This is a genomic window from Ruegeria sp. N11 (genome assembly GCF_056531525.1).
In genome coordinates this window covers 127,713-148,997 of sequence record NZ_JBQFLX010000009.1, presented here as the reverse complement: position 1 = coordinate 148,997, position 21,285 = coordinate 127,713, and the positions used below count along the sequence as shown (strand labels likewise).

21 protein-coding genes and 1 riboswitch are annotated in these 21,285 nt (G+C 56.6%); of the genes, 10 read left to right on the top strand and 11 right to left on the bottom strand.

The genetic code is table 11. The features are described 5' to 3' along the window. Nucleotides 1–48: 48 nt before the first annotated feature. Together ACR0J8_RS11630 and ACR0J8_RS11625 are read right to left on the bottom strand one after the other, a co-directional pair. Nucleotides 49–711 (bottom strand): hypothetical protein, encoded by a 663-nt coding sequence (locus ACR0J8_RS11630; RefSeq protein ID WP_480890279.1) that lies wholly within the window; start codon nt 709–711, stop codon nt 49–51. Between the two features lie 116 nt (nt 712–827). Further along, the gene (locus ACR0J8_RS11625) at nt 828–1,706 is read right to left on the bottom strand and encodes a tyrosine-type recombinase/integrase (RefSeq protein ID WP_480890276.1); all 879 of its coding nucleotides are present in this window, start codon (nt 1,704–1,706) and stop codon (nt 828–830) included. Between the two features lie 198 nt (nt 1,707–1,904). On the opposite strand from ACR0J8_RS11625, the gene ACR0J8_RS11620 reads away from it, so the two are divergent. The 9 genes from ACR0J8_RS11620 to ACR0J8_RS11580 all read left to right on the top strand — a co-directional run bounded on the left by ACR0J8_RS11620 (nt 1,905) and on the right by ACR0J8_RS11580 (nt 10,898). Then, on the top strand, nt 1,905–2,450 hold the full coding sequence (locus ACR0J8_RS11620; protein WP_480527985.1) for a hypothetical protein: 546 nt from the start codon (nt 1,905–1,907) through the stop codon (nt 2,448–2,450). 407 nt (nt 2,451–2,857) lie between these two features. Then, the gene (locus ACR0J8_RS11615; protein WP_480890272.1) at nt 2,858–3,604 is read left to right on the top strand and encodes an FkbM family methyltransferase; all 747 of its coding nucleotides are present in this window, start codon (nt 2,858–2,860) and stop codon (nt 3,602–3,604) included. Between the two features lie 560 nt (nt 3,605–4,164). Then, nucleotides 4,165–5,511: a substrate-binding protein gene (locus tag ACR0J8_RS11610; RefSeq protein ID WP_170612573.1), complete on the top strand. Its 1,347-nt coding sequence runs from the start codon at nt 4,165–4,167 to the stop codon at nt 5,509–5,511. A gap of 103 nt (nt 5,512–5,614) precedes the next feature. Further along, nucleotides 5,615–6,646, top strand: coding sequence for a branched-chain amino acid ABC transporter permease (locus tag ACR0J8_RS11605; RefSeq protein ID WP_170680283.1), 1,032 nt, complete (start codon nt 5,615–5,617; stop codon nt 6,644–6,646). A gap of 3 nt (nt 6,647–6,649) precedes the next feature. After that, on the top strand, nt 6,650–7,855 hold the full coding sequence (locus ACR0J8_RS11600; protein ID WP_170680281.1) for a branched-chain amino acid ABC transporter permease: 1,206 nt from the start codon (nt 6,650–6,652) through the stop codon (nt 7,853–7,855). A gap of 10 nt (nt 7,856–7,865) precedes the next feature. Continuing rightward, nucleotides 7,866–8,621, top strand: coding sequence for an ABC transporter ATP-binding protein (locus tag ACR0J8_RS11595; protein ID WP_170612580.1), 756 nt, complete (start codon nt 7,866–7,868; stop codon nt 8,619–8,621). A gap of 9 nt (nt 8,622–8,630) precedes the next feature. Next, on the top strand, nt 8,631–9,386 hold the full coding sequence (locus ACR0J8_RS11590; RefSeq protein WP_480523163.1) for an ABC transporter ATP-binding protein: 756 nt from the start codon (nt 8,631–8,633) through the stop codon (nt 9,384–9,386). A 414-nt stretch (nt 9,387–9,800) separates the two neighbouring features. After that, a complete protein-coding gene (locus ACR0J8_RS11585) occupies nt 9,801–10,100 on the top strand; it encodes a hypothetical protein (RefSeq protein ID WP_480523161.1) in 300 nt (99 codons plus the stop codon). Between the two features lie 174 nt (nt 10,101–10,274). Next, complete coding sequence (locus ACR0J8_RS11580) at nt 10,275–10,898, top strand: hypothetical protein (protein ID WP_480890267.1); 624 nt, start codon at nt 10,275–10,277, stop codon at nt 10,896–10,898. Nucleotides 10,899–11,000: 102 nt separating this feature from the next. On the opposite strand, the gene ACR0J8_RS11575 is transcribed toward ACR0J8_RS11580, so the two are convergent. From ACR0J8_RS11575 to ACR0J8_RS11560, 4 genes are read right to left on the bottom strand one after another with little or no spacing between them, the layout of a single operon-like run. Continuing rightward, entirely contained in the window at nt 11,001–12,104 is a 1,104-nt protein-coding gene (locus tag ACR0J8_RS11575; RefSeq protein WP_480890264.1) for a dimethylsulfoniopropionate demethylase, read from the bottom strand. A 1-nt stretch (nt 12,105) separates the two neighbouring features. Continuing rightward, entirely contained in the window at nt 12,106–13,719 is a 1,614-nt protein-coding gene (locus ACR0J8_RS11570; protein WP_480523157.1) for an AMP-binding protein, read from the bottom strand. A 16-nt stretch (nt 13,720–13,735) separates the two neighbouring features. Then, nucleotides 13,736–14,545, bottom strand: coding sequence for a methylthioacryloyl-CoA hydratase (gene dmdD / locus ACR0J8_RS11565; RefSeq protein ID WP_480523155.1), 810 nt, complete (start codon nt 14,543–14,545; stop codon nt 13,736–13,738). A gap of 21 nt (nt 14,546–14,566) precedes the next feature. Next, a complete protein-coding gene (locus ACR0J8_RS11560; RefSeq protein ID WP_480890260.1) occupies nt 14,567–16,330 on the bottom strand; it encodes an acyl-CoA dehydrogenase family protein in 1,764 nt (587 codons plus the stop codon). A gap of 112 nt (nt 16,331–16,442) precedes the next feature. Between ACR0J8_RS11560 and ACR0J8_RS11555 the strand changes: the two genes are divergently transcribed. Beyond that, entirely contained in the window at nt 16,443–17,471 is a 1,029-nt protein-coding gene (locus ACR0J8_RS11555; protein ID WP_480890257.1) for an AraC family transcriptional regulator, read from the top strand. Between the two features lie 45 nt (nt 17,472–17,516). Here the strand turns inward: ACR0J8_RS11555 and ACR0J8_RS11550 are convergent, their stop codons facing one another. The 5 genes from ACR0J8_RS11550 to ACR0J8_RS11530 are packed head-to-tail and all read right to left on the bottom strand — an operon-like array spanning nt 17,517 to nt 20,933. After that, nucleotides 17,517–18,173 carry an energy-coupling factor ABC transporter ATP-binding protein gene (locus ACR0J8_RS11550; RefSeq protein ID WP_480523150.1) on the bottom strand — a complete coding sequence of 219 codons (657 nt, stop codon included), beginning with the start codon at nt 18,171–18,173 and terminating at the stop codon, nt 17,517–17,519. After that, entirely contained in the window at nt 18,170–18,952 is a 783-nt protein-coding gene (gene cbiQ / locus ACR0J8_RS11545; RefSeq protein WP_480523148.1) for a cobalt ECF transporter T component CbiQ, read from the bottom strand. Before cbiQ ends, ACR0J8_RS11550 begins: the two co-directional genes overlap by 4 nt. Next, nucleotides 18,952–19,533, bottom strand: a complete 582-nt coding sequence (locus ACR0J8_RS11540; RefSeq protein WP_480523146.1) for a cobalt ABC transporter permease — start codon at nt 19,531–19,533, stop codon at nt 18,952–18,954. The genes cbiQ and ACR0J8_RS11540 overlap by 1 nt, the downstream gene beginning before the upstream one ends. Beyond that, on the bottom strand, nt 19,530–20,141 hold the full coding sequence (gene cbiM, locus ACR0J8_RS11535) for a cobalt transporter CbiM (RefSeq protein WP_480523145.1): 612 nt from the start codon (nt 20,139–20,141) through the stop codon (nt 19,530–19,532). Before cbiM ends, ACR0J8_RS11540 begins: the two co-directional genes overlap by 4 nt. A gap of 6 nt (nt 20,142–20,147) precedes the next feature. Continuing rightward, entirely contained in the window at nt 20,148–20,933 is a 786-nt protein-coding gene (locus tag ACR0J8_RS11530) for a DUF4198 domain-containing protein (protein ID WP_480523143.1), read from the bottom strand. 129 nt (nt 20,934–21,062) lie between these two features. Beyond that, a riboswitch (cobalamin riboswitch) is annotated at nt 21,063–21,262 on the bottom strand. Nucleotides 21,263–21,285 lie beyond the last annotated feature (23 nt).

Here is a 21,285-nt window from a genome sequence, read left to right as displayed (position 1 = left end):
ACGGAGATAATTGACTAACAAAAACGGGTCACGAGCGAGGTTCGTGTGCTAACAGCCTCCTGACGCGGAATTAATTTTAGCTTTTAGCTTATCTATCGCGGCTGTTGCTGGGTTGCGTAAAGTCTTCACATTTACCTCCAAAATATTGAAGACTTCCTCCAGTGCGACGGTGAATGCCCCGCTGGGAACAGGCCCATTCATGCCAAATGTGGGGATCTCCCCGCAGTGATTGAAATATATTTCCGCAAGTATTTCCGCGACTTCGTATGCTCTGACGTTTATCGGGGGCCCCTGTTTGTTGAATTTTTCAAGTTCAAGCTCCAACTCTGAGAGCATTCGGGAAAGTCTTAGCTCCAGGCAAATAACTGATTCTAATGAAAACTCTACCGGTCCACCCAAATCCACAATGTTACTAGGAGCAAGGCCAAGATGGGGACTGGGCCGCCTTACATCGTTGGCGGCTTCGATCTTATCGATAAGCCCACCATGGTTCAATTTGGCTTCTTCTATTGCTTTCCGAAAGCTCCCCGCTGACTTCCTTAAGCGTTGCATGGCCTCTCGTTCTTCTAGCAAAGGACCTTTTTCGGAGGGGCTTGGATACCAAAAAAAACGTACGACGTGCTCGGGGAAGTCCTCTAGTTTCGTAGGTGAATACTCATTTTCGACTTTGGTCCCGATCATCTTCTTGATTGCGACGTCGAGTTCGGCCATCTGTCTGATAGCTGAATTATATTCTTGCTCAGCTGGAGTTGGGTCATGAAGTTTTGTGCGCAAGGGTGAACTTTGTGTCTGCATTTTTTAGTTTCGCTCTGCCTTTTGCCTACTTTCTAACCAATTTTCACAAGAGACTGAATGTGAGATGCCCACATTTCCAATGCAGCGAGCATCTCGTAACGATAGTGGTAGTGATCATAACCCGCGCCAGACCCTCGGGACGGAGCATGGTCCAACAAGATATCCCGTATATGTGGTTGAACGCCAAGTTGTGCCATTCTTGTTTCCGCCGTGTGACGAAGTGCGTGGACAAAAAAGTCTTCGATACCAGATGCAGTTTTGATGTCGTTTTGATACTTGGAGCCTGGGTGGAATTTGGATCCGAGCTTTTTTCCCGGAAAAACGTGTGGGTTAAACTCGAGCTCGCTTGGGTCTGGTCGTAATGGCTCCAGTGTTTCAACTAGTAACTTTGGGAACGGAATCGCATTGAGGCGCTTGTTCGTCTTCTTTGCCTGCGTAGGCTCAGGTGGCTTCCAGAACCAAGTGTTGTCGATTTCACTCCACTTCATAGAGGCAATCGCAGTCCGACGTTTTCCGGTCAAAATTGCGGCTTTTAAGTAAGCGCCCCGAATTGGTCCAAGACTTTCCGCGGCCTTCCATAATTTCCTCAGCTCATCGTCATCAAAAAACCTGTTCCTTTTTGCTTCGCCGTTCCACGGCCGTCGCATGCCGATCATTATTGACTTTTCAATCTTCTCAATTCCGGGTTCTGCGCACCATGAGAAGAAAGTTTTAAGATACGCGTAGAACCGGTTAGCGAGATATGGACGCGGCCGCAACGCGGGGGAGGCATTGTTATCACCGTCCCTGATTAACTCGATTTGCTTTCTGATATCTACGGCTGAGATCTCGGCGAGTGGAGTGTCCAGCCAATGAGGCGCATCGGTCAATAATCGCCGCCGAACCTCGTTTGCCGTCGTGTTACGAAGCATTGAAGCATTGTCCGCGCATTCGCTCCAGATTTCCTATGCTCTGTCTGTCGGAAATCTGAATTTCGACAAAATCGGTCTTTTGTAATGATGACGGACAAAGATCTTTATTACTTCGAATTGGTGTGGCAACGTTTCGCCATCCTGAAGAACTGCATGCTAGTGTACAGACTTCCACCATGAATCTCATAAGGAGAAGACATGCTAACGAAAATTCTAACGTCTGCATTTTTCTTTATTTTGCCCGCACTCAGTTTTGCTCAAACAGCTGAGCGCAGCGTTACCATCGAAGCCGACGCGACAGTTAAGTCAGTTGATCCGGACACTCGGCTCATCGTGCTGCAAAACTCAGAGACAGGTGAAGAAGAGACCATTCTTGCAGGACCGGAAGTCAAAAACTTCGATCAAATTGAAGAGGGTGACACAGTCAAAGCGATGTACACACTGGGGATGGCTGCAAGCATTGCTTTCCCTGGCGAGGTTGACAGTTTGGTTGAATTGGAAGGCCAGGCTGCAGAGGGATCAACACCGGGCATGGCTGCCGGAACAATGGTCACCTTGATTCTGACTTTTGTGTCCTTCGACACCGCGAGCTCAATCGCCACTGTGACGGATAGCAGTGGTACAGAACAAATGATCGAGGTTGAATCAGACGTTGGTCGCGAGTTTGTCGAGCAGCTTAGCTCGGGAGACAAAGTAGCTCTGAGCTTCACGGAAGGTCTCGCCGTGGGAATTGTCGAAGAATAAGCGTCCGCAGCGAAACCTCACTAGGTGAACTCTTGTTTCCTCTTTCACCACCGATAAAAAGCTCGTTCCAACGCTTCCCGCATCCCAAGCCACGTTAGCGACCGCTATGGTCCTCCAGCGAGAACTAATAAAACAGCGCCGCATGGGCTTCCTGCCTTGGTCCCATCATGACTAATCCTCTCACTCTTTGGCAGGATTGAATCAACAATGTACAACTCTATTAAGACAGAGTTTTTCAACAAAATATGCCTATAGCGGCGTTTGTAAGTCCCCGCTTCTGAGCCCGGACAATGTCCACCGGGAACGAAGAATAGATTTTTGTTCGCTGCGGTGCATTTTTCTGTTGAGTTTGGTAGGTTAGCAAAGGAGCGCTGGTACCAACGAAGCGAAAGCAAGGAAGCAAATCTATGATTGCAAAATTGCAAAACGATCTGATCTTCGACTTTGGAGTACACAAAGGATTTGACACTGAGTTCTATTTGAAGAAGGGATTTCGAGTTGTCGGTTTGGAGGCCGTTCCGGAACTCCACGAATTCGCAACGCGTTCAACGCGGGCTTTCGGAGAGCGCGTGATATTATTAAACAAGGCTCTTTTCTACCGAGCTGACGAGACGGTATCTTTCTACAAAGTCCCAAATAAGGATGATTGGGGGAGTTTGGATCGCGCCACCGCTGAGAAAGGTGTCGAGGAAGCGGTCGAGATAAAAGTCCGCACAGTGGATCTCAGCACATTATTCGCGACCTACGGCACACCCTACTATCTGAAATGCGATATGGAGGGAGGGGACATCATAATGCGAGATCAACTGCTCGCCTGCTCAGAACGGCCAAGTTTTGTTTCGATTGAGATGAACGACGGCGCTGAGAGCGATATATTAATGAACTGCGGGTATGAATTTGGTCAGATCGTCAATCAATGGTTCAACCCATTCAAAGGACCGCCGGATCCGCCGCGCGAGGGAAAGTATGTTGATGCTCGTTTCACAGGTGAAATGAGCGGCCTGTTTGGGCGTGAGTTGAACTCGAAAAGGTGGCGTCCCCTCAGCGAGATCGCGGATATCTATCGTAGGTGGCGTGAGCTGCGCATGCTCGACGACGAACTCGCTCCTGGTTGGTTAGATTTGCATGTTTGTCGTGAATCTTCGCTGAAATGATCCGATGAGTTGTGCTCATGACATCACTAGAGTCCGAGGTTTGAGAATTAATGCGGATGACCGCTTTGTCCGGATAGCGTTTATGAAGCCCGTTGATTGGTTTGTCAGTCGCTGATTCACTCGAATTGAGAGTAGAGGCAATCCGCCACGAAGTTGAATGCTGTGTGATACCGATCTGTCTCGATTGACCCTGAGATTTTGTCATCATGCCACTGAGGCATGCTGCCGCCTCTCTCAGCATTCAGCCATGAGAACATCAGTTCATTAAGTATTTTCGCTCAGTAACGGCGCGCTGAATTTGAGAAAATCTACGCCTGACGGCGCTCACAGCGGGAATTCACATCTAAACACCTGAAGTTCATAGTTAGTGCAAAAGGGAGTTTCAAAAACTTTTCAGAGTTTCAAAATTTTCGTAAAAAAGTTTACAAAATTTTGTTTCAAATCCAGTTATTTATTGTGAAATTTTCCACCCGCTTTCCATTATTGAAATGCACATAAGTGCGCTTTCGTCTGCTGGAAGAGGAGCCAGACGGCGAAAGAAAGGGAAATGGGAGGAATTAATGACCAACAAATCTGTCACACGCCGCGGCGTGCTGAAGTCTGGTGCCGTTGCAGGTACCGGTCTGGCCCTGCCTACGATCTTCACAGCTTCGTCGGCTGCTGCTTTTACCAACGAACCGACGGGGTCATCCGTCACTTTGGGCTTCAATGTCCCACAAACCGGGCCTTATGCCGAGGAAGGCAATGACGAACTGCTGGCGCAACAGCTGGCGGTCGAGCATCTGAACGGTGAGGGTGATGGCGGCTGCCTGAACACCTTTACGTCCAAGGCGCTGAAAGGGAACGGCATCCTGGGCAAGAAGGTCGAGTTCGTCACCGGCGACACGCAGACCAAGTCAGACGCCGCACGCGCATCGGCAAAGTCGATGATCGAAAAAGACGGCGCGATCATGATCAACGGTGGTTCGTCCTCGGGCGTGGCCGTTGCCGTTCAGGGTCTGTGCCAGGAGGCAGGCGTGATTTTCATGGCGGGTCTGACCCACGCCAACGACACGACAGGCAAGGACAAGAAAGCCAACGGTTTCCGCCATTTCTTCAACGCATACATGTCGGGCGCAGCACTTGCACCCGTGCTGGCAGCGGAAATGGGCAAGGAACGCCGCGCCTACCACCTGACGGCCGACTACAACTGGGGCTGGACCCAGGAAGAGTCGATCGTCGCATCGACCGAAGCCTTGGGATGGGAAACGGTCAACACGGTCAAGACACCACTCGCGTCAACGGACTTCTCGTCCTACATCACGCCGGTTCTGAACTCGGGCGCAGACGTTCTGGTCCTGAACCACTACGGCGGCAACATGGTGAACTCGCTCACCAATGCGATCCAGTTCGGCTTGCTGGACAAGGTGGCCAACGGCAAGGACTTCAAGATCGTCGTGCCGCTGTACTCGGAACTGATGGCCGCCGGTGCGGGCGAGAACATCAAAGGCGTGCTGGGTTCGATGAACTGGAACTGGCAGCTGCAGGATGAGGGCACCAAGGCCTTCGTGAAGTCCTTTGGCGAAAAGTACGGCAAACCGCCGTCCAACTCGGCACAGACCTGCTATGCGCAGGTGCTGCTCTATGCGGATGCCTGCGAGCGTGCGGGTACCTTCAATCCGTGCGGTGTTGTTGAAGCTCTGGAAGACTTCGAGTTCGACGGTCTGGGCAACGGCCCAACCTGGTATCGCGGCGCCGACCATCAGTGCTTCAAGGACGTGCTGGTCGTTCGCGGCAACGAGAACCCGACCAACGCTTACGACACGCTGGAAATCGTCGAGATCACGCCGCGTGCTCAGGTCGAGTACGATCCGGAGCATCCGATGTTCGCCGGTGGCGCACTCGGAGAATGCAACCCGGGCGCGTAAGCCCCTGTGTTTGAGTCTGGCCGCCCCATCGGCGGCCAGACATTCGCGGCAGGGCTGATCCTGTCGCACCACACTCCACACTGACCAAGCCTGAGGTGGGCCAATGGACGCCATCCTACTGCAAATCCTGAACGGTCTGGACAAAGGCTCGGCCTATGCACTGATTGCCTTGGGACTGACCCTTATTTTCGGAACGCTGGGCGTTGTGAACTTTGCCCACGGGGCACTGTTCATGATCGGTGCGTTCTGTGCCGTAACCTTGCAAAAGCTCATGAACCTGAGCTTCGTGACCATCGACGAAACCCAAACCGACTTTCTGGGCAACCCGCTGAAGGTCGAAACACCCTATGTCGAGGCCTGGTTCGGTCCCGAGTTCGGCGCGACGATCATCGACTGGTCTGTTCCGCTGGCCATCCTGTTCGCGATCCCGATCATGCTGTTCGTCGGCTATGTGATGGAGCGCGGGCTGATCAAGCATTTCTACAAGCGCCCCCACGCGGACCAGATCCTTGTCACCTTTGGTTTGGCGATCGTGTTGCAGGAAATCGTGAAGTATTTCTTCGGCGCCAACCCGATCCAGACGCCGCCGCCCGACGCACTCAGCGGCTCTGTCGACCTTGGCACAATGATCGGCTTCGATCCCAACGCGATCATCTATCCGATCTGGCGCCTGGTTTACTTTGGATTTGCCGTCGCCATCATCGGCGCAGTCTTCTCATTCCTGCAGTTCACGACGTTTGGCATGGTCGTCCGCGCCGGAATGGCCGACCGCGAGACGGTGGGCTTGCTGGGTATCAATATCGACCGCCGCTTTACCATCATGTTCGGCATCGCGGCCGCTGTGGCTGGCTTGGCCGGTGTAATGTACGGGCCGCTCAACCCGCCAAATTATCACATGGGGATGGACTTTCTGGTCCTCAGCTTTGTTGTGGTTGTTGTCGGCGGCATGGGTTCGCTGCCCGGAGCGGTGCTGGCTGGCTTCCTGCTGGGCATTCTTGAAAGCTTTGCCTCAACGACCTGGGCCACCACAACAATCCCCGGAATCAACCAAATCATCATCTACCTTGTTGCCATTATCGTGCTGCTGACACGCCCGCGCGGGTTGATGGGACGCAAAGGCGTGATGGAGGAATAATCGATGTTGGGACTGAACAAGAAAGACACCAGCCTTCTGATCATCGTCGGCCTTCTTACCCTGCTGGCCCCCTTCATCCTGAACCCGTTCCCGGAAGGCAGCGCCATGGCGCAGTTCAACGCGGGCTATCCGGACCTGATGCAGCGCTTTGTTATCTTTGGCATCTTTGCCATCGGGTTCAACATCCTGTTCGGTCTGACCGGATACCTGTCCTTCGGTCACGCGGCCTTTTTGGGCGTGGGGTCGTATTCGGCCGTGTGGATGTTCAAGCTGCTGAGTTACAACATCATCCCGGCCATAGCGCTCAGCGTTGTGGTGGCAGGGCTATTCTCGCTGCTGATCGGCTTTGTCAGCTTGCGCCGGTCCGGCATCTATTTCTCGATCCTGACGCTGGCCTTTGCACAGATGAGTTTTGCGCTGGCCTATTCGGTGCTGTCGAACCCCAAATTCAACCTGACAAACGGGGAAACCGGTCTGCAGGTCTATGCCGACGATCCCCAAATTCTGCAGGGGGCCAATTCGCCGGATCTGCCACACCTGTTCGGCCTGCCGATGCGCGCGACCTATACGATGGATGTCGGCGCGTGGAGCTTTGACTTCAACGCGGGTTATTACCTTTGCGCGATAGTCATGATGGTTGTGTTTTATCTTTCGATCCGCATTTTCCGCTCACCTTTTGGAATGATGCTGCGCGCGGTGAAATCGAACCAGCAGCGGATGAACTATACCGGCCTGAACTCCAAACCTTACACCCTGGCGGCCTTTGTCATCTCGGGCATGTACGCTGGCCTGGCCGGTGGTCTGATGGCGGCAATGGATCCGCTGGCAGGGGCCGAGCGGATGCAGTGGACCGCCTCGGGCGAGGTTGTTCTGATGACCATTCTTGGCGGCACCGGCACCTTGATTGGACCGGTTCTGGGCGCTGGATTCATCAAGTATTTCGAGAACATCTTCTCGAAGATCAACGACAACGTCCTGCATAGCTGGTTCGCCTTCCTTCCCGACGGGCTGGAGGACGCGGTGGTGTTCCTGATCCACCCGTTCATCGGCAAAGGCTGGCACCTGACGCTGGGCATCCTGTTCATGCTGGTGGTGATCTACCTGCCTGGTGGCCTTGTCGAAGGTGGTCAACGATTGCTGAACCGCTTGAAGCGCAAGAAATCTGGTACCGACGATGCGCCGTCGGGCAAAACGGAACCGGCGGAGTAAGGGGCGGACCATGGCAATTCTAAGAGTCAAAGATGTCAGCAAACGCTTCGGTGGCCTCAAAGCGCTGACGGATGTGAACCTCAATGTCGAGGAGAACACGGTTCACGCAATCATCGGACCCAACGGGGCGGGCAAGTCGACCCTGCTGAACTGTCTTGTGGGCAAACTGATGCCGGACACTGGTTCGGTGTTGTTCGACAACAACTCGGTGCTGGGGCTTGAACCCTTCCAGATCAACCAGATGGGCATCAGCCGCGTGTTTCAGACGCCGGAGATTTTCGGCGAACTGACGGTTATGGAAAACATGCTGATCCCGATCTTTGCAATGCGGGACGGCGCGTTCCGGATGCACGCCTATGAGACCATTGCCAACGAAAAGGCCATAGTCGAACAGGCCGAGGCGATGCTGGAAGAGATGAACATGGCCGACAAGCGCGAGATGCACGCTGCCGCACTGTCGCGTGGCGACAAACGGCGGTTGGAGATCGGCATGTGCCTCAGCCAGAATCCCCGACTGTTGCTCTTGGACGAACCGACGGCGGGCATGGCGCGGGCCGATACCAACAACACGATTGATCTGCTGAAGCAAATCAAGGACGAGCGCGACATCACCATCGCCATCATCGAACACGACATGCACGTGGTTTTCAGCCTGGCCGAGCGCATCACAGTGCTGGCGCAGGGCACGCCCCTTGTTGAAGACACTCCGGAAAATATCCGCGGAAACCCCAAGGTCCGCGAAGCCTATCTCGGCGAAGCTGCGTAAGGAAAAGCTATGAACGAGAAACCTGACTTTTCGAAAAACGCCAATATGGCCAGCACCGCGCCTGCATTTCTCTCGGTTTGGGACATGCATTCCTACTACGGAGAAAGCTATATCGTGCAGGGCGTCAGCTTCAACGTGCACGAAGGCGAGATTCTTGCCCTTCTCGGGCGCAACGGTGCAGGAAAGACTTCGACACTCCGTTCCATTGCCAGAGTGGGCGAGCCGGAAGTGCGGCATGGCGAAATCTGGCTGGACCATCAACCGCTCCACAAAATGACAAGTTACGAAGCGGCGGCGGCTGGCCTTGGTCTGGTGCCGGAAGACAGAAGAATCATTCCAGGGCTGACTGTCGAGGAAAACCTGCAACTTGCGCAGATTGCGCCACCAATCGGCTGGTCGCTGGACCGGCTTTACGAATTGTTCCCACGACTGGGCGAGCGCCGGAAACAAGAGGGAATTACCTTGTCGGGCGGTGAACAGCAAATGCTGTCAATCGCCAGGGCTCTGGCCAGAGACATCAAGGTCCTGCTTCTGGACGAACCCTATGAAGGCTTGGCCCCTGTCATCGTCGACGAAATCGAAAAAACGCTGATCCACGTCAAGCAGCAGGGAATGACTACAATCATTGTCGAGCAGAACGCAGTTCGTGCTTTGGAGTTGGCGGACCGGGCTATTATCCTGGATACGGGAACCATCGTATTCGACGGCACCGCCAAAGAGGTGCTTGAAGACACCAATCTTCGTGAAGAGTATCTGGCGATTTAACTTTGCCTCGAGCTTGAAGGCAGGCGCAATTTTCGGACTACGAGCGGGATTTCTCGGAAGCTCTCGATCCCGGGTCCGGACTGTTCTGGCTTCCTCGGCAGACTGATATCAACGCGATAACGGCGATGGCTGAAAGACAGGCTGTCGGGGACGTGTCATTGTTGGTTCGTGCGCAAACCTGATCAGTTCAGGCGAAACTGAAACCTGGTTCGCGTTACGAAATCAGGGTCTGCTTTGAGCTTATTCTGATCCCGATTTTGGTAAGCGGACCGTCTGTTATGCGGGCGCAACTGCATGTTTTGTGTACGCGCCTTGCCCCGTCAAGATCAACGCATTGACAGTTTTGAATAAGTTTTTTTCACTTGTTGAGCCCGCATCCTGGGCTTTTTGCAGAGCTACGGAAGGAAATTTTCAATGACAAGATTCAGCGTATTTACTTTGCTGGGCGCAACGACTTTGGCGCTTTCTGCGTGTGACGAGACCAGTGGCACAAGCGGGTCCACCGAAGTCACTCCCGCACAACAAGCCTGTTTGCGCGACGTGGCCGCCGCAACCAACAACACGCAAGTTGTTGTGCTTTCGTCCGAGTTCAGCGAGGCCGGGACACTGGTAAAAGTTGGCGTGGGTCCGGATCAGGCACCATGGAATTGTATCGCTTACACTGATGGTGCAACGGCGGGTATTGAATCGCTCAGCGACGAAGGCGCGCTGTGATCTTTTGCGTGATTGTCGCAACTTCGAGGCTCGGTTTAGCCGCATGAGACCGTACCCTTGGCTTTCCAGCCCCGGAAAGACGAAGCGAGCGCTTTTTGCGGCCTCGCAGGTGCGACACGCTTCGCCGCTTGAACGCGCCAGGACAAACATTCTGCCAAACAGAAGGGAATTGTGATGTTTAAGAAGTTCTTTTGGGCGCTTGCATTTTTCCCAATGCCCGCGTTTTCCGACATCTCTGATGAGGCGAACGCTTGCATCGATGAGTTGATATCCCGCTTTGGCAATGTGGGCGGTGAGGTCCTTGGCCAGGAATTCAGCGAAGCCGCCATCATGGTCCGGCTTCGCGATGGCACCGGTGTCGAGTATGAGTGCATCGTTTGGTCCGGACCCGAAGTCGCCGATTTACGACGCGTGGGTGAAAACACTGACACTGCTGATGATGGAGGCGGCGCATTGGATGGTGCCTCTGACACTGCGCCGACAGTTTCAGGGGATCAGATCGTCAAGTTTGATGCCGGCACAAGTGGCACAACCCTAAGCGCCACACTTCAGGCCGGCACGTCGGTGCGTTACATCCTGGGGGCAAACGACGGTCAGTTTCTGAACGTGGACGTCGGATCACATGGTGGCGCTCTGGACTACAGGATCTTCAATCCCGACGGCACTTTGCTGCTGGATTTGATTCCTTCGGAGAAGCCATATCAGGGTCAGCTATGGCAGTCGGGCGAACATATCATTGAAGTTGTGAACGCGGGCGCACAACCGGTTGCCTTTGACATCGGGATCGGCATCAACTGACGCCGGAACGACTTGGGCAATTTGACATACTATCAAAGGGCCGCTCCCCCCAAGCACAATGTTGAATCCGCCTGTTCTTGCCTGCGTTGGGGCGGAATTTGGCTATCCCCAGAACGCCTTTTGCACCTCGGCCCGCCGATCCCCGGTTGGAGTTTGAACCTCAAGCACCGTCCCGGCGTCCCAGTGGCTGGCATCGACCATGCCAATTGCGACATTTGTTTCGAAGTCAGGCGACCAGGCGGCAGACGTGACCTGCCCAACCCGCTTTCCGTCTTTGTACAGCGGCCAGGCCGACCGGGCCGGCGGCACCGGATCACCGGGGATGGAAATCGCGCGAATTTGCCTGGCCGGGCCTGCGGCGGCCTCGCGCGATAGCGCGTCCCTGCCGATATGGTCGCTGCCCTCGGCCGGATTGCAGAACTTGCCCAATCCGCATTCCAATGGCGAGTTCTCCATTGTCATGTCGTTGCCATAGCTCAGCAGGCCGCCTTCGATCCGTTCGATCAGGTTCGGACAGCCGGGGCGCACATTCAGATCTTCGCCCGCCTCGAACAAGGCGTTCCACAGTGGCATCCCATAGGCACCATTCTCAACATAGATCTCGTAGCCGCCTTGTTTGGAATACCCGGACCGCGCCACCACAAAGGACGTGTCCTGAAAAGCCAGCCGCTTGTAGCGGAAAAAGCGGATGTCACGCACCTCGCCTCCAAAGACCCGCGCCATCAGGTCATCCGACTTTGGCCCCTGAACGGCCAGGGGTGAAACGTCGGGCTCGAACACCTGCACATCCATGCCCGCACCGACAGCCAGCCCCTTGACCCACAAAAGCAGGTCGCTGTCCGCAATGGAAATCCACCAGCGATCCTCGCTGTGCTTGATCGCCACCGGGTCGTTCAACATGCCGCCGTTCTCATCAACGATCGGCACGTAATAGCACTGGTCTTCCTGCATCTTTTCCAGGTTGCGGGGGGTCAGCCGACGCATCAGCCGGCCAGCATCCGGACCGCTCAGCTCGATCTGCCGTTCACAGGACACATCCCAGACTTGCACATGAGATTTCAGGTGCCGGTAGTCGGCCTCGATGCTCTCAAACACCGTGGGCAACAGCATCCGGTTATAGACGGTGTAGGCGGTGACGCCCTTGTCTTCGAGCCCTTCGGAAAAGGGCGTTTGGCGCAGGCGGCGGGATTGGGATAACAGACGCATATCAAAGGTCCATTGATTTGATACGATCCCGAAGCTGGAACTTCTGGATCTTTCCGGTGGAGGTTTTGGGAAGGGTTTCGAATACAACAGCCTTGGGGGCCTTGAACCCGGCAAGGTGATCTCGGCAGAACGCAATGATCTCGTCAGATGTTGCCCTGGCGCCTTCACGCAATTCGACAAACGCACAAGGGACTTCGCCCCATTTCTCGTGCGGCATTGCAACCACGGCTGCGGCCTGCACGGCGTCATGACGATAAAGCACCGCTTCGACCTCGACGGATGAGATGTTTTCTCCGCCCGAGATGATCACGTCCTTCAGGCGGTCGCGGATCTGTATATAGCCGTTTTCGTGTACGACCGCACCATCACCAGACCAGAACCATCCGTCTTCGAAGGCTTTGGCGGTGGCCTCGGCATCCTTGTAATACCCCGCCATGACCGTGTTGCCCCGGATAGCAATCTCGCCCTGCGTGGACCCATCGCGCGTGACCGGCGTGCCGCTGGTGCGGTCGATAACCGAGACGTCTTCGACCATAGGAAAGGCAATGCCCTGCTGCGCCTGTAACTCGGCCTGTTCTGCGGGGCTAAGATCGTCCCACTCATCCTGCCAGAGACACTGTGAAATATGTCCGTAGGTTTCGGTCAGGCCATAGACCTGCATGACGTCAAATCCCATGGATCGCGTCTTTTCCAGCACCGACGGTGGCGGCGGCGCTCCGGCCGTCAATACGCGGATCGCGGGATCAAAGGGGGCCGCACCGCTTTCGGCTTCGGCCAGCATCTGCAACACAATGGGCGCCGCACCAAAATGGGTCACACCATGGGTGCGGATCGCATCCAGAATACGGTCTGCTGCCGGAACGCGTGTGAATACAACCGTCGCCCCAAGCATGGCCATCAACCAGGGGTGCCCCCAACCGTTGCAGTGGAACATCGGCACCACCGACAGATAGACCGGATAGGGCGGCATCTGCCACGCTGTCCCGGTGCCAAGCGCCATCAGATAAGCTCCGCGGTGGTGATAGACGACGCCCTTGGGGCGCCCGGACGTGCCCGAGGTGTAGTTCAGCGCAATCGCATCCCACTCATCTTCGGGCAGGTCTGTCGGCAAAGGGGCGGATTTGGTCAGCGCCTCATAGGTCTGGCCACCAAGGCTCTCACCTGCTGCAGCGGGATCGACGATCTCGACCACGGGCAAGGTTCGACCGAGCAGATCAAACGCTTGGGACAGAAGCGGCACAAGCTCCCGGTCCACGATCACCAGTTTCGTGTCCGCGTGATCCAGGATGTATGCGATGGTTTCCGGCTCCAACCTTGTATTCAGTGTGTTGAGCACTCCGCCTGTCAGCGGTACGGCAAAGTGCAATTCGAACAGCTCTGGAATGTTCGGGCTGAGCACCGAAACCGTATCACCTTTCTGCACACCAAGTGCCGCCAACCCACCGGCCACCGCGCGAATGCGGGTGGTGGTCTCAGCCCAGCTTCGCCGGACGTCGCCATAGATTACCGCCGTGCGGGCTCCATGCAGGTTTTCGGCGCGGTGCAGAAAGGACAACGGCGACAGGGGCACATGGTTGGCCCGTGTCTTCTGAAGAGCTTCGAAATGGTGACGCATCCCGGTACCGCCTTTATCAGCTGTTAGGCCGCACGCGGGCGGCGGTCTTGTTTGCGAAGGCTTCCAGCCGTTCGCGGGCGGCGGGCTGGGTATTGACCACTCCGCCCACCACAGCCTCTGCATACGCCGCGTCCATGCCGGACATGTTGTTCAGGTGACTGATTGCCGAACAGATTGCAAAATTGGTCAAAGGCAGGTTCTGCGCAATTTGTTCCGCCAGCTCCATCGCCTTGGCCATGCTGCCGCCTTCTTCGGTGATGTATTGCGCCAACCCCAGATCGACGGCCTCTTGCCCCTGATAGACACGGCCGGTCAGGATCATGTCGATCATGCGGTATTTGCCGATCATATCCGAAACCCTGATGGTTGCCCCGCCCCCAGTAAAAATCCCACGCTGGCCTTCAGGCAAGGCAAAATAGGTGCCGGGGTCGATTACACGGATATGCGCCGCGCTGGCCAATTCCAGCCCTCCGCCCACTACCGCGCCCTTCAGCGCGGCGATGATCGGCACACCACCATATTCCATCTTGTTGAACGCTTCATGCCAGCGCAGACAGACATGCATGAAGTCATCCGGACTGCGGTCGGCCTTCCAATGCTCGACCAGATCAAGACCTGCGCAGAAGTGGTTGCCTTCGCCGGCCAGAACCACGGCTCTGACACCGGCCATACGCGCGCTGCTGAAAAAGCGGATCAGTTCCTCGATCGTGGCCACATCCAGCGCGTTGCGCTTAGAGGGACGGTTCAGGGTCACGACGTACAGACCGTTCTCACGCTCGGAAATCGCAAGGTTCTCATATGTGTCGGGGTTCACGACGTCATTCATGGGTCAGATCCTATCCAGGCGTTATTCGGGGAAAGTCGCGTCAAGCAGACTGCGCGAGCCATGCAGGATGCGGGCGTGTTCGGTGGCATATTCAGGCAGAATGTGCTGAGCAAAGAACAGGGCGGTGGCGATTTTCTGGGTCATGAATTGTGTATCCTGCCCGGCGTCCAGTGCATTTTGCGCAGCCACGGCACCTTTTGCCAGTTTCCACCCCGCCGCCAGTGTCCCGGCCAGCATAAGGAACGGGACAGAGCCTGCAAAGGCCGCGTCGATGTCCATTCGGCTGTTTTCCAGCAACCAGTCCAGCGCGGCCTCAAATGCGCCACGCGCCTGAGCAAGACTTGCGCCAATTGCCTGCGCGCTGGCATCTCCTTTTGCCAGTTGCGCTTCGGTCTCGGCAATTCGGGCGGCGAACCGGCGGGCGGTTTCTCCTCCGTCGCGCATCACTTTGCGCCCCAGAAGGTCGTTGGCCTGAATGGCTGTGGTGCCTTCGTAAATCGGCAGAATGCGGGCGTCGCGGTAGTGCTGCGCGGCTCCGGTTTCTTCGATAAAGCCCATGCCGCCGTGGATTTGCACGCCCAGCGAGGCGACCTCGACCGCGCGTTCCGAGCAGAAACCTTTGACCAGCGGGACCATGAATTCGGCCAGCGCAGCGATTGCCGGATCGTCCTGATGATGTGCGATGTCCAGCAGGCCTGCCGTTGCGGCCGCCATAGCCCGGCCACCTTCGGTCAGGCTGCGCATCCGCATCAGCATACGGCGCACATCCGGGTGTTCGATGATGGCGACCGCGTCTTTGGTCTGACCATTCACGGGACGGCTCTGCACCCGGTCGCGCGCATAGGCCAGAGCGCGTTGGTAAGCCCGTTCAGAGGTCGCGATGCCCTGAACCCCAACAGAAAACCGAGCGGCGTTCATCATGATGAACATATATTCCAGCCCGCGGTTTTCCTCGCCGATCAGGAAACCGGTGGCGTCTTTGTATTCCAGAACCGCAGTCGGGCTGGCACGAACGCCCAGTTTGTGTTCGATGCTTATGCAATTGACCGTGTTCTCGACGCCTGGCGTGCCATCCGGCCCCACCAGTTTTTGCGGGACGATGAACAGGCTCAGCCCCTTCGGCCCGGCAGGCGCGTCAGGTGTGCGGGCCAGCACCAGATGAATGATGTTCTCGGTCAGATCGTGCGCGCCATATGTGATGAAGATCTTGGTGCCAGAGACGCCATAGCTGCCATCCCCGCGCTGCACCGCCCTGGTCGCCACGCGGCCCAGATCACTGCCTGCCTGCGGTTCGGTCAGGTTCATCGTGCCGGACCAGCGCCCTGCGATCAGCGGTTCCAGATAGGTGGCTTTCTGTTCGTCCGAACCGGTCAGCAGCAACGCCTCAATCGCCCCGTCGGTCAGCAGCGGGCAAAGACCAAAGCTCATATCAGCGGCATTCAGCATTTCAACGGCTGCCGCGCCGACGGCGCGCGGCAATCCCATACCGCCATATTCCACCGGATGGGTCAGCGCCTGCCACCCCATTTCGACGAACTGCACATAAGCTTGCGCGTCACCCTCGGGCATTGTCACACGGCCATTGTCGAACTGCGCGCCCAGCGTGTCCCCGATATGTGACAATGGCGCGATCTGTTCGCTGCAGAACCGGGCATATCCCTCGAGAGCGGCACCAATATCCGTCAGGTCGTATTCCGAATACACTTCCACCCGGGACACCTTGTCCCAGTGGGACAAGTGTTCGATGCAAAACATCAAATCCTGTACGGGCGGCTGATAGGACATGCCAGGCTCCCCTGCGGCGACTATGGTTTCGCGTCATCTACCCGCCCAATGGTTTGCCGATAAGCTCATTTCTTGACAAAATGATATCCGATTACGCCAACGTGAGGTTCAGATGACCAGCCATGACCCGATATCTCTGACGACTGTATCGGCGGGATTTGTCCAGGATTGGCTGGATGCGCTGAAGTCCCGTTGCACTCCGGCAGAAATGACATCGCTGTTGGAGCGTTCGGGCCTGCAGGCCAACCCGATGGCACCTTCTCAGCGCGTCACACTGAATGAAATCGCCCGGCTCTATCAGCTTGCCGCGCCCGAAACCGGGGACGAAATGATGGGGCTCTGGAGCCGTCCGATCCGGCCCCGCGCCCTGCAGCATTTGGTGACGGTACAGCGCGAAGCGAGCAGCCTGACCTCGGCGCTTTATCGTTTCTCGACATTTTGGAACCTGCTTCTGGATGACTTCCGCCTGGACTTGCACAGCAAATCCGACGCGGTGGAACTGGCGTTGGTCCCATATTCGGACGACACGCGCCCGCAGCGTTTCGGCCACATGCTGATCCTGAAACTGGCGCATGGGCTTTTGTCCTGGCTTGGCGGGACGGAAACACCAGTAAAAGCCGTTCGCTTTGCCTTTGCCCGCCCGGAATTTGCCGCCGACTACGCCGTCGTCTTCCCATGCGCTGTCGAGTTTGACGCTCGGCAGACCAGTATCCTTTTCGACCCGCGCCAGTTCACCCGCCCGGTAACCCGCAGCTCGGCTGAGGCATCCGTGTTCCTTGAACGCGCGCCGCTGGACTGGATCTTTACCGGTTCGCGCGCACATACAAACAGCCTTCGCGTCCGCGCGTTTCTCTACGGCGCAACATGGCAAACCTGCCAGCTTCCCGATGCAGCGCGTGCCCTGAAAATGACGCCGCGGACCTTGAACAGGCGTTTGAAAGAAGAAGGGACTTCTTTTCAGGACATCAAGGATGCACTGCGCCGCGACATTGCCATCCGCGCGCTTCAGCAAAGTACGCTCAGTATTGAACAGATCGCCTTTGACACCGGGTTTTCGGCTCCGGCGAATTTTCACCGCGCCTTTCGAAAGTGGACCAGCCGGACCCCCGGGTCATACCGCGTGCACGCGCAGGCTTCCTGACGACGGCACTCCGTCGCGGACATTCGCATAGCTCGTGCGAACAGGTCATTCACTTGGGCTGACAATCCGCCCGTTTCGCAGTTCCAGCGTGTCTGGTGCCAATGCCGCGCGAAACGATGGTGCGTGGCTTACCAGCAGTATAGCCTGCGGCAGGCTTCGCAGAATTTCCAGAAGTCGCGCTTCATTTTTGGCGTCCAGCGCATTGGTGGGCTCATCCAAAAGCAGCGCCTCCGGCTCCATCGCCAAAACGGTTGCAAGGGTCACAAGCCGCTTCTCTCCACCAGAGAGCTTGTGCGTAATGCGATCACGCAGGTTTAACAGATCCAGATCGGAAAGCACCTTGTCGACGATGGCAAGCGCCTCGGACTTGCTGCGCCCGAGGTTGAGAGGACCAAATGCGATGTCTTCCGCCACCGTCGGGCAAAACAACTGATCATCGGGATCCTGAAAAACCAGCCCGACCTGACGGCGGACTTCGTGAAAATCCGCCTCGACGCGCCTTTCCTTTCCCAGGACGGTCACGCGCCCGGCGCTTGGCGTTTGCAGGCCAAGGGCAATACGAAACAGGGTAGACTTTCCCGCGCCATTCGGGCCCGCAATCGAGAGGCGCTGCCCCGGTTCAAGCTGCAGCGAAGCGCCGTCCAGCACTGGTGGCTGGCCAGGGTACGCAAAACAAATGTCTTCAAGCTTGAGGATCGTCATAGATAATCCAGGAACAGCAGGCCAAGGCAAACGGTGCACAGCATCGCGGCGAACATGTGATCGCGTCGTGTCATGTTAAAGTCCTGCAGCAACAAAAGACGCCCGGAAAACCCCCGGCATTTCATCGCCGCCAGAATCCGCTCTGACCGTTCAATCGCGCGCACCAGCATCATGCCGACCAGATACCCGAAGCTTCGGTAGGTGTGCCAGTTTGTGCCGGGGCGAAATCCGCGAATCTTCATCGCGCCGCGCAGGCGCAGGTATTCTTCCCGCAACACCTCGATGTAGCGGATGGTGAACATCAAAAGGTGCACAAGCGCCTCGGGGCAGCGCAGCTTGTGCAAAGCGTGTCCAAGCGTCACAGGTTCCATCGTTCCGACCAGAACCATCAGCGCAAGGATGACCGCGTTGGCCGTCAGTGCAATCTCGAAAGCTTTCCAAAGGCCCTGCCAACTGGCCGGAAAGCCAAAAACCGTGAACATCGCGTCACCGGGCATTGAGAATGGCAGCAACACCAGCATGAAGATGATGAAGCTGTCCATCATGGCCATACGCTTGAGGGTCCGGCCGACTGGCAAGCGTGACATCACCAGTAACCCAAGCGAGACGGACAAAGCGCCGATCAGCGCCGGAATGCTGTTGAGGGCAACCGTGACGATGGCAAAGATGCAGGCCAGCACGATGCGCATACGGGGATCGTAGTCTCCGATCATCCCGAAATGGGCGGCTTTGCCTGCCTCGGCCAGTGTTTTGGCCTGTGGTTCCAGCGCATGTGCCATCAGGTGGCCATCTTTTTACGCGCGGCCAGGTAAAAGCCGATGCCGAACAGACCAATGATATAGCCAATACCACCCAAGATGTTCTGCAGATCATTGTGCTCGCGATAGGCGGCGATCTCGCGCCGCAGTGGGCGGGTTTCGTCGCGCACCGCTTTGGCGATGGCCGCTCGTTCCTCATCCGAGAGCGAGGCCACTGTCACCGCTGCCGCGCCATCCGCAGATGCAACCGGCGTGGCTGTTTCAGAAAGCTCGGCTTCGACCCCCATGATTTCGGCCACTTCGTCGGCCGGCATGGCAACTTCGGCGACGTGCCCTGCACCCAGATCTGCCTTGAATGTATGAGTCACAGCTTTGGTCGGGCTGTAGAGAAAGAAACCGTCCGTATCGGTTACTGTGCGTCCCAGTTCAGAGCCATCGGGGCCATAGACGATGACTTCCTGGTCTGCGGCCATATCGCCATTGGAAAACCCCAGCTCGCCTTCGATTGCGTCGCCTGCCGGAAAAACGCCTGCAATAACCTTATGCGCAAGAGCCGGGAGCGGGGCGAGAGCAAGCGTACAAACAAGGATCAACTGTTTCATGTGGACGCAACCTTTACAAAAAGTTCCGGTTTGACCTTGCGGGCCAGAAGAACGGCAAAACCTGTCAGCACGGCCTCGATAGCCATGACGGGAATGTGGGCGAAAAAGACAAGCTTGGCAGCGGGCAGGAACTCATCGCCGGACAGCGCCAGCGAAACCGCGACGAAAGCCGTTGTGGCCGCGATCGAAAACGCGCCGCCAATTCCGCCCCAGATCGCCCCCTGAACAGGTGAGCCACGTGCGATCAGGCGACCAAAGATCATCCAGGTCAGCACCGCCGGAAGGGCGATATTCACCGTGTTGATCCCCAGCACGGTCAATCCGCCAAAACCAAAGAACACGGCCTGCAGCAGCAAGCCGACAAAAAGGGCCGGAAAGGCGGCCCAGCCGAGCAGAAGCCCGGCCAGACCGTTCAGAATCAAATGCACAGACGACGGGCCAATCGGCACATGGATCAGCGAGGCGACAAAAAAGCTGGCCGACAACACGCCCGCCGTGGGAATGCGATCCAGATCCAGCGATTTCAGGCCCAATGCGATCCCGCCAGCCGCGGCGACCGCACCGCCGATCACGACAGGGTTGGAAAGGGCTCCGTCGACGATGTGCATTCAGGCTTACTCCAGATCCCAGGCGCGGATCCAGATGACCGCATCCTGGCTCAGCTCTTTGCCTTCATGCTCGGTTTCCGGGCCCACGCCCAAAGCGGCGAAGCCCCAGTACCCGGCTTTTGGCACACCAAAAGTGAAATATCCGTTGTCATCCGAAATCGCGACCAACGCGCCGCCCGGCAATGGGGACACGGTGGCGTCCTTCGCGCCGGTGCCGGTCATGTCCGGTGCTGCGGCGATGTACTCGATTTCGATTTTTGCGCCGGCGACGGGCTGTCCCTCGCTCAACACGCGACCGGTAAAGGTTGACCCGGCGATGATGTTGTAAGGCTTGTTCAGCGGCAGAATCTCGGCGGCCAGCCCCTGCGGCTGATCCCAATCGGTCGGCAGTTCGTTTCGGTTGAGGTAAGCCTTGGTGATCTGCTGGATATAGATATCCTCGGATTCTTCGTAGTAAGGCGCAGGAACTGTAACCACCACATAGTCACCCGAGCGCTTCACCGGAATCGAGCCCAGGAACGCTTTGGCAATGTTGTCCGGTCCTTCAAAGGTGGTTTCTTGCAGCGTACCCATCAGATCGGTTTTTTCACCGTTGTGGATCACAAAGAATTCTTCCGGTTTTTCCAGGGTCATCACGTGACCAGCTTCAAACGGGTGCCAGAAAACCAGTTTGACCGGAACGTCACCGGGGCGTTCGATCATCGTGTCGTCGGTATATTCCAGCAGGAAATGGGCCTGCGCCAATGCAGGCATCGCCAAAGCAGCCGTTGCAGCCACCAGCAGTTTTTTCACAAATCGAGTCCTTCTCACGTCGCGCCTTCCCCGGAACAATTCTGCTTTGACGATGGGGAACGCGAAGCCATCTGCCTTGTCGGGCAAACAGATCCGGCGCACACCCCGTCGCCGATGATGAACGCCCCTTCCAAGGGCGCATGTTCGGCAGGTCTCCTGACTTGCGGGTCAAAGCGCTAAACTAACCTTCCCGGGATACCCCAGTGGCATTATCAGCCGCGCTCGCCGCCTACAGTTGCGGGGGCAGTTGCAGAGTTGGCAAAATGTGCCGCACTGCATTCCCTATTGCTTCCGAAGATGTCCCCGGAACCGAACATGGCGCGTTCATGCCAGAATATGTAAGACACGGTCA

Coding starts and splice junctions, on each gene's coding strand:
- ACR0J8_RS11575 (WP_480890264.1), bottom strand. CDS start 12,104: ATGCGTCTGTTATCCCAATCCCGCCGCCTGCGCCAAACGCCCTTTTCC.
- ACR0J8_RS11585 (WP_480523161.1), top strand. CDS start 9,801: ATGACAAGATTCAGCGTATTTACTTTGCTGGGCGCAACGACTTTGGCG.
- ACR0J8_RS11570 (WP_480523157.1), bottom strand. CDS start 13,719: ATGCGTCACCATTTCGAAGCTCTTCAGAAGACACGGGCCAACCATGTG.
- cbiM (WP_480523145.1), bottom strand. CDS start 20,141: ATGCACATCGTCGACGGAGCCCTTTCCAACCCTGTCGTGATCGGCGGT.
- dmdD (WP_480523155.1), bottom strand. CDS start 14,545: ATGAATGACGTCGTGAACCCCGACACATATGAGAACCTTGCGATTTCC.
- cbiQ (WP_480523148.1), bottom strand. CDS start 18,952: ATGGCACATGCGCTGGAACCACAGGCCAAAACACTGGCCGAGGCAGGC.
- ACR0J8_RS11550 (WP_480523150.1), bottom strand. CDS start 18,173: ATGACGATCCTCAAGCTTGAAGACATTTGTTTTGCGTACCCTGGCCAG.
- ACR0J8_RS11625 (WP_480890276.1), bottom strand. CDS start 1,706: ATGCTTCGTAACACGACGGCAAACGAGGTTCGGCGGCGATTATTGACC.
- ACR0J8_RS11580 (WP_480890267.1), top strand. CDS start 10,275: ATGTTTAAGAAGTTCTTTTGGGCGCTTGCATTTTTCCCAATGCCCGCG.
- ACR0J8_RS11555 (WP_480890257.1), top strand. CDS start 16,443: ATGACCAGCCATGACCCGATATCTCTGACGACTGTATCGGCGGGATTT.
- ACR0J8_RS11605 (WP_170680283.1), top strand. CDS start 5,615: ATGGACGCCATCCTACTGCAAATCCTGAACGGTCTGGACAAAGGCTCG.
- ACR0J8_RS11630 (WP_480890279.1), bottom strand. CDS start 711: ATGGCCGAACTCGACGTCGCAATCAAGAAGATGATCGGGACCAAAGTC.
- ACR0J8_RS11620 (WP_480527985.1), top strand. CDS start 1,905: ATGCTAACGAAAATTCTAACGTCTGCATTTTTCTTTATTTTGCCCGCA.
- ACR0J8_RS11615 (WP_480890272.1), top strand. CDS start 2,858: ATGATTGCAAAATTGCAAAACGATCTGATCTTCGACTTTGGAGTACAC.
- ACR0J8_RS11595 (WP_170612580.1), top strand. CDS start 7,866: ATGGCAATTCTAAGAGTCAAAGATGTCAGCAAACGCTTCGGTGGCCTC.
- ACR0J8_RS11560 (WP_480890260.1), bottom strand. CDS start 16,330: ATGTCCTATCAGCCGCCCGTACAGGATTTGATGTTTTGCATCGAACAC.
- ACR0J8_RS11540 (WP_480523146.1), bottom strand. CDS start 19,533: ATGAAACAGTTGATCCTTGTTTGTACGCTTGCTCTCGCCCCGCTCCCG.
- ACR0J8_RS11610 (WP_170612573.1), top strand. CDS start 4,165: ATGACCAACAAATCTGTCACACGCCGCGGCGTGCTGAAGTCTGGTGCC.
- ACR0J8_RS11590 (WP_480523163.1), top strand. CDS start 8,631: ATGAACGAGAAACCTGACTTTTCGAAAAACGCCAATATGGCCAGCACC.
- ACR0J8_RS11600 (WP_170680281.1), top strand. CDS start 6,650: ATGTTGGGACTGAACAAGAAAGACACCAGCCTTCTGATCATCGTCGGC.